Source organism: Sphingomonas sp. 66-10 (assembly GCF_001897045.1).
GTDB lineage: Bacteria > Pseudomonadota > Alphaproteobacteria > Sphingomonadales > Sphingomonadaceae > Sphingomonas > Sphingomonas lycopersici.
This window is the reverse complement of sequence record NZ_MKRR01000161.1, coordinates 2,973-8,822: the sequence shown is the minus strand read 5'-3', so window position 1 is coordinate 8,822 and position 5,850 is coordinate 2,973. Positions and strand designations below refer to the sequence as shown.

6 protein-coding genes are annotated in these 5,850 nt (G+C 68.4%); 4 read left to right on the top strand and 2 right to left on the bottom strand.

Annotated elements, in window-relative coordinates:
- The 4 genes from BGN95_RS25330 to BGN95_RS25315 all read left to right on the top strand — a co-directional run.
- Positions 1-965, top strand: a 965-nt coding sequence (locus BGN95_RS25330) for an acyl-CoA dehydrogenase family protein (protein WP_286774397.1), incomplete at its 5' end; no start/stop codon positions are given.
- Positions 966-982: 17 nt separating this feature from the next.
- Positions 983-2,596, top strand: coding sequence for an acyl-CoA synthetase (locus BGN95_RS25325; RefSeq protein ID WP_046408739.1), 1,614 nt, complete (start codon positions 983-985; stop codon positions 2,594-2,596).
- Complete coding sequence (locus tag BGN95_RS25320) at positions 2,593-4,197, top strand: flavin-containing monooxygenase (RefSeq protein ID WP_046408738.1); 1,605 nt, start codon at positions 2,593-2,595, stop codon at positions 4,195-4,197. Before BGN95_RS25325 ends, BGN95_RS25320 begins: the two co-directional genes overlap by 4 nt.
- Positions 4,194-5,165 carry an alpha/beta fold hydrolase gene (locus tag BGN95_RS25315; RefSeq protein ID WP_046408737.1) on the top strand — a complete coding sequence of 324 codons (972 nt, stop codon included), beginning with the start codon at positions 4,194-4,196 and terminating at the stop codon, positions 5,163-5,165. The genes BGN95_RS25320 and BGN95_RS25315 overlap by 4 nt, the downstream gene beginning before the upstream one ends.
- A gap of 5 nt (positions 5,166-5,170) precedes the next feature.
- Here the strand turns inward: BGN95_RS25315 and BGN95_RS25310 are convergent, their stop codons facing one another.
- Together BGN95_RS25310 and BGN95_RS25305 are read right to left on the bottom strand one after the other, a co-directional pair.
- Positions 5,171-5,602: a PaaI family thioesterase gene (locus BGN95_RS25310; protein ID WP_052742494.1), complete on the bottom strand. Its 432-nt coding sequence runs from the start codon at positions 5,600-5,602 to the stop codon at positions 5,171-5,173.
- Positions 5,599-5,850, bottom strand: a 252-nt coding sequence (locus tag BGN95_RS25305; protein ID WP_286774396.1) for a PaaI family thioesterase, incomplete at its 5' end; no start/stop codon positions are given. The genes BGN95_RS25310 and BGN95_RS25305, both read right to left, overlap by 4 nt.

Genomic DNA, 5,850 nt, shown 5'->3' with positions numbered 1-5,850 from the left:
TGGCGGCAATGGCCGAGCTTGGCCTGCCCGGCATCGTGGTGCCCGAGGAGCACGGCGGCCTCGGCCTGGGCCTGCTCGATGCCTTAGTAGTGGCGGAGGCGCTCGGCGCAGCGGTGGCGCCGGTGCCGTTCGTGGCGCGCTGCGTCCTCGCCCCGCTTGCGCTGCGGCTTGCCGGCACGCCGGCGCAGCAGGCGCGCTGGCTGCCGCGCATTGCCGACGGCAGCGCGCGCTTCGGCGTCGGGCTGACCGAGGTCGTCAACCGTCGCGACGGCGGCGGCGTCACGGCCGCGGACGGCACGCTCAGCGGCTCCGCGCTGTTCGTGCTCGACAGCGCCGACGCCGATGCCTTTGTCATCGCCGACCAGGGCGGCCAATTGCATCTGGTCGCCGGCGAGGCGGACGGGCTCGAACGCCTTCCGCTGTCCACGATCGACCTCACGCGGTCGGTGGGAGAGTTGCGGCTCGACGGCGTCGCGGCCGAGCCGCTCGGCGAGGACGACGGCGGGACCGCCAACCGGCTTGTCGCCGCGGGCCGCGTGCTGCTCGCGGCGGACAGCGTGGGCGCGGGCGACGTGATGATCGCGCGGGCGGTCGATTATGCCGGGGAGCGCGAGCAGTTCGGGCGCGTCATCGGCAGCTTCCAGGCGGTCAAGCACATGTGCGCCGAGATGGCGGCGCGGCTGGAGCCGTGCCGATCGCTCGTCTGGTACGCGGCGCATGCGTTCGACGCGGTCCCGGATGAGGCTTTGCTGATGGCATGTCATGCCAAGTCTCACACCGGGGAGGTGGGCCGATTCGTCGCGCGTACCGCCACGGAGGTCCACGGCGGGATGGGGTTCACCGACCTGCTCGGCCTCCATTACTGGTTCAAGCGCATCGGCTTCGACCGGCAGTTGCTCGGCGGGCCGGAGATCGTGCGCGCGGAGGCGGCCGCGCTGCAGGGCTGGGGCAAACGCGCCGCCTGAGACGAGGAGCAGCAGGCATGACGCAGTGGAACCTGGGCGACATCCTCGACGCGATCGAGCCCGTAATGCCCCACGACGCCCCCGCGCTGATCCACGGCGACCGGGTCATCACCTGGCCCGAGATGGCGCGCCGTTCAAACAACATCGCGCGGGCGCTGCGTGCGCGGGGCGCGGGACCGGGCGCCAAGGTCGCCTTCTATATGCGCAACCGGCCCGAATACGGCGAGCTGATGGCGGCGTGCTTCAAGGGACGCCTGACCCACGTCAACATCAACTACCGCTATCGGCCCGACGAGGTGTTCTACATCTTCGACGACAGCGACAGCGAGGTCGTGGTCTACAGCGCCGAGTTCCGCGCCTGCATCGAGGAGCTGCACGGCCGGCTCGGCAAGGTGCATACCTTCGTGGAGATCGGTCCTGAGGCGGAGCGCGCCTCGTTCGCGCTGCCCTACGAGGCGCTCGCGCGGGAGGGCGACGGCGCGCCGCTCGGCATCGCGCGCTCGCCCGACGACGAGTTGTTCATCTACACCGGCGGCACGACGGGGATGCCGAAGGGCGTGATGTGGCGGCACACCGACATGCGCGAGGCGCAACTCGACGCGCAGCGGCTGATGGGGCCGACGCCCGCCGACCTTGCAGAAACCGCGGCGCTGACCGCGCGCGACGGACCGGGCCGGCGTACGATGCCCGCCTGCCCGATGATGCACGGCACCGGCTTCATCACGTCCATCGGCACGCTGATGAGCGGCGGCTGCATCGTGACGCTCGGCGGTGAATCGTTCGATGCCGACGAGCTGTGGCGGTCGGTCGATCGCGACCGCGTCGAATCGATCGCGATCGTCGGCGACGCCTTCGCCAAGCCGATGCTGGCCGCGCTGGATGCCGCGCCCGGGCGCTACGACACGTCCAGCCTCGTCACGATCGTTTCATCCGGGGTGATGTGGAGCCGCGAGGTGAAGGCTGGGTTGATCCGGCACATCCCGCAAGTCGTGCTGATGGACAGCTTCGGCGCGTCGGAAGGGCTGGGGTTCGGCCTGTCGGTCACCAGCGCGGCGGGCGAGACGGCGACCGCACGCTTCACCATCGGCGGGCTGTGCGACGTGTTCGACGAGCATGACCGGCCGGTCGTGCCGGGCAGCGGCACGCCCGGTTTCATCGCGCGTAAGGGCGCGATCCCGATCGGCTACTACAAGGATCCGGAGAAAAGCGCGAAGACGTTCCGCACCATCAACGGCGTCCGTTACTCGATGCCTGGCGACTGGTGCACCGTCGCCGCGGACGGGACGCTGACGCTGCTCGGGCGCGGCAGCGTGTGCATCAACACGGCGGGTGAGAAGGTCTATCCGGAAGAGGTGGAGGAGGTGCTGAAGACGCATCCAGCGGTCGCGGACGCGCTTGTGGTCGGCGTGCCCGACGAGAAATGGGGCCAGGCGGTGACGGCGGTGGTCCATGCCGCACCGGGGGCGACAGTAGACGAGGCGGCGGTGCGCGCTCACGTGCGCGCCGCGCTCGCCGGCTACAAGACGCCCAAAGCGATCGTCGTCACGGACCGACCGCTGCGCGCGCCGAACGGCAAGGCGGATTACAAGGCGGCGACCGACATCGCCGTCGCGGCAGTCGCTGCGCGATGACGGGCGTGCCCGACATCGACGCGCTGGTGATCGGCGCGGGCTTCAGCGGGATCTACCTGCTCGGGAAGTTGCGCGAGAACGGCTTCAACGTTCGGCTGGTGGATGCGGCGGCGGAGCCGGGCGGCATCTGGTACTGGAACTGCTACCCTGGCGCGCGAGTCGATTCGCATGTTCCGATCTACGAGTTCTCGGACGAGCGGGTGTGGCGCGACTGGACCTGGTCGGAACGCTTCCCAGGCTGGCGCGAGTTGCGTCGCTATTTCCGACATGCCTGCGACGTTCTCGACCTCTGGCCTGCAATGACGCTCGGCGTCAGGATGCGCTCCGCCGTGTTCGACGAACATGCCGGCTTCTGGCGAGTGGAACTCGCCGATGGAGAGCGGCTGACCACCCGCTATCTGCTACCGTGTACCGGCTTTGCGGCCAAGGCGTACATCCCGTCACTTTCGGGACTCGACAGCTTTGCCGGCCCGGCCCACCACACCGCCCACTGGCCGCAGGAGGGCATCGACTTTGGCGGCAAGCGCGTCGCGATCATCGGGACCGGCGCGAGCGGTGTGCAGGTCGCTCAGGAGGCGGCACGCGAGGCTGCGCAGCTGACGATCTACCAGCGCACACCTATACTGGCTCTGCCGATGCGCCAGCGCCCATTGACCGCGGCTGAGCAGGAGCAGGCCAAGCCCGGTTACCCCGAGATCTTCCGTCAACGCCGACTGAGCAGCGGCGGGTTCGAGATCCTGCGGCTCGACCAGTCCGCGCTCGAGGTGTCAAGCGAGGAGCGCACCGCGGCGTTCGAGCGGCTGTGGGCGGCGGGCGGCTTCCACTATTGGGTCGGCAACTACGCCGACATCCTGGTGGACGAGCGCGCCAACCGGCTGGCCTACGATTTCTGGCGAGACAAGGTGCGCGAGCGGATCACCGACCCAGCGTTGCAGGAGAAGCTCGCACCCAGCGACCCGCCGCATCCGTTCGGGGTCAAGCGGCCGTCGCTCGAGCAGACTTATTACGACATCTTCAACCAGCCGAACGTCGAACTCGTCGACCTGCGGGAAGAGCCGATCGAACGGATCCTGCCCGACGGCATAGCCACGAGCGTCGGTGAGCGCCGACACGACGTCCTGGTGCTCGCGACCGGTTTCGACGCAGTGACGGGAGGGCTGATGCAGATGGACATTCGCGGGCGCGGCGGGGCGACGCTGGCGCACGCGTGGGGCGAAGGCGCACGCACGCATCTCGGCTACGCGGTTTCGGGCTTCCCTAACATGGTGTTCCTCTACGGCCCGCAGAGCCCGTCCGGCTTCTCCAATGGTCCGACTGCCGCGGAGGTGCAGGGTGACTGGGTCGTCCGGTTCCTCGAGCATCTGCGCACGGGCGGGTGGTCCCGCTTCGAGGCCGAGCCGGACGCGCACGCGGCATGGGCGCGCCACATCGACGAGATCGCCGCCATGACGCTCTTTCCCAGGGCCGATTCCTGGTACATGGGAGCGAACATCCCAGGCAAACCGCGTCAGCTACTCAACTATCCGTCTGTGGTCGGCTATGCCGAGATCTGCGATGCGGTCGCCGAGGCGGGCTATAGCGGTTTCCGGCTGTCGGCATGAGCGCCGCCGAGGCTACCGGATCGTCGGACATCGACCCGATATGGGCCGAGGACGGGTCGCACCTGCCGGACTGGTTCGTCGATGCGCTGGCCGTTCCGCGGGAAGAAGGCTTCGTCACCGTAGAGGGCGCGCAGATCCACTACCTGCGCTGGGGCGACCGCGCAAAGCCGGGCGTGCTCATGGCGCACGGCTTTCTTGCCCATGCGCGCTGCTGGGCGTTTATCGCGCCGTTGCTCGCCGCGGACTACCATGTGGTCGCCTATGATCTTGCGGGCATGGGCGACAGCGACGCGCGCGTGGGGATCGATGGTGACGGCCGCGGGCGCGAGATGATCGCGGTGGCGGAGGCGACCGGGCTGTTCGACGGTGCTGCGCCGCCCGTGATCATCGGCCACAGCTTCGGCGCGGGGGTCGCGGTGACCGCGATGACGATCGCGGCCGAACGGTTCGCGGGCGCGATCATCTGCGACCTGATGATCATGCGGCCGGAGGCGCTTGCCGCCTACTGGCGTGGCGGACGCGGCAGCCCCGGCTCGGGCGACCCGAACAAGCCCGCCAGCCGGTATCCCGATTACCCGACCGCACGCGCGCGCTACGTGCTCGCGCCGCCACAGCCCGCGGGTGAGCCGTTCCTGATGGACTACATGGCCTATCATTCGCTCCGGCGGGACGGGGACGCGTGGACGTGGAAGTTCTCGCCCGCGGTGTTCGCGCGCGGCAACTCGGCGGACGAATGGATGACGATGGGTCGCCGTGTCGCCGCGGCGCCCGGTCGGCTGGCAATCATCTACGGCGAGCACAGCGCGCTCTTCGGCAGGGATTCCGCGGCATATCTGCGCGAACTGGGAGCCGGCGCGATCCCGATCGTCGCGGTGCCCAACGCGCGCCATCACCTGATGCTGGATGAGCCGCTCGCCTTCGCGACGGCGCTCAGAAGCATCCTTGCTCTCTGGAGATCGGCCCGCTGAACCAATCAGGAATGTCGGGTGTGATCCTCGTCTCCGGAGGATTGTCCGACGGCGAATTCCAGCTGCGCAAGGCACAGTTTTCCGGTTCCGTTTCGCTCGACGCCTTCGGCATGCACCACTGCGACACGACGCCCTACGCGCACCAGCGTCGGCGTCGTGCTGACTGCGCCCAGTCTGACCGGGGCGAGAAATTGAAGGTTCATGCTGATCAGCCGGCAGGACTGCCCTGGCGAGAGTGTGCGGGAGAGAGCAAGCTGTGCGGCCAGCTCAAGAAAGGACGCGATCGCGCCTCCATGCAAGGCGGGCAGAATGGGATTCCCGACAAGCTCCTCCGTGGGGATCAGCGTGAACGTTTCACCGCTTTGCGTCATCATGGTACCGAGTAGCTTCGCAAAGCCGTTCCGCCCGGTACTGGCCCCGATCGCGCCTTCGTTCATGGGGCGACAGCCCGATTGATCGAAAAGACGCCTTGGGCAGTCGCGATCAGGTGAGACGGATCTGTATCCCAGACTTCGGCGCGTACGAACGCACGGTGCTCGGTCGCGTCGTAGCAGTGAGCCCACGCCGTCGCGGGGCATCTCGCCTCGGCGGATCGCACATGGTCCACCTTCAGGTTAAGGGTGGAGATCGCCAGCCGTCTGCCCAATCGAGACATCACGGCAACGCCGCAGGCCTGATCGATGAG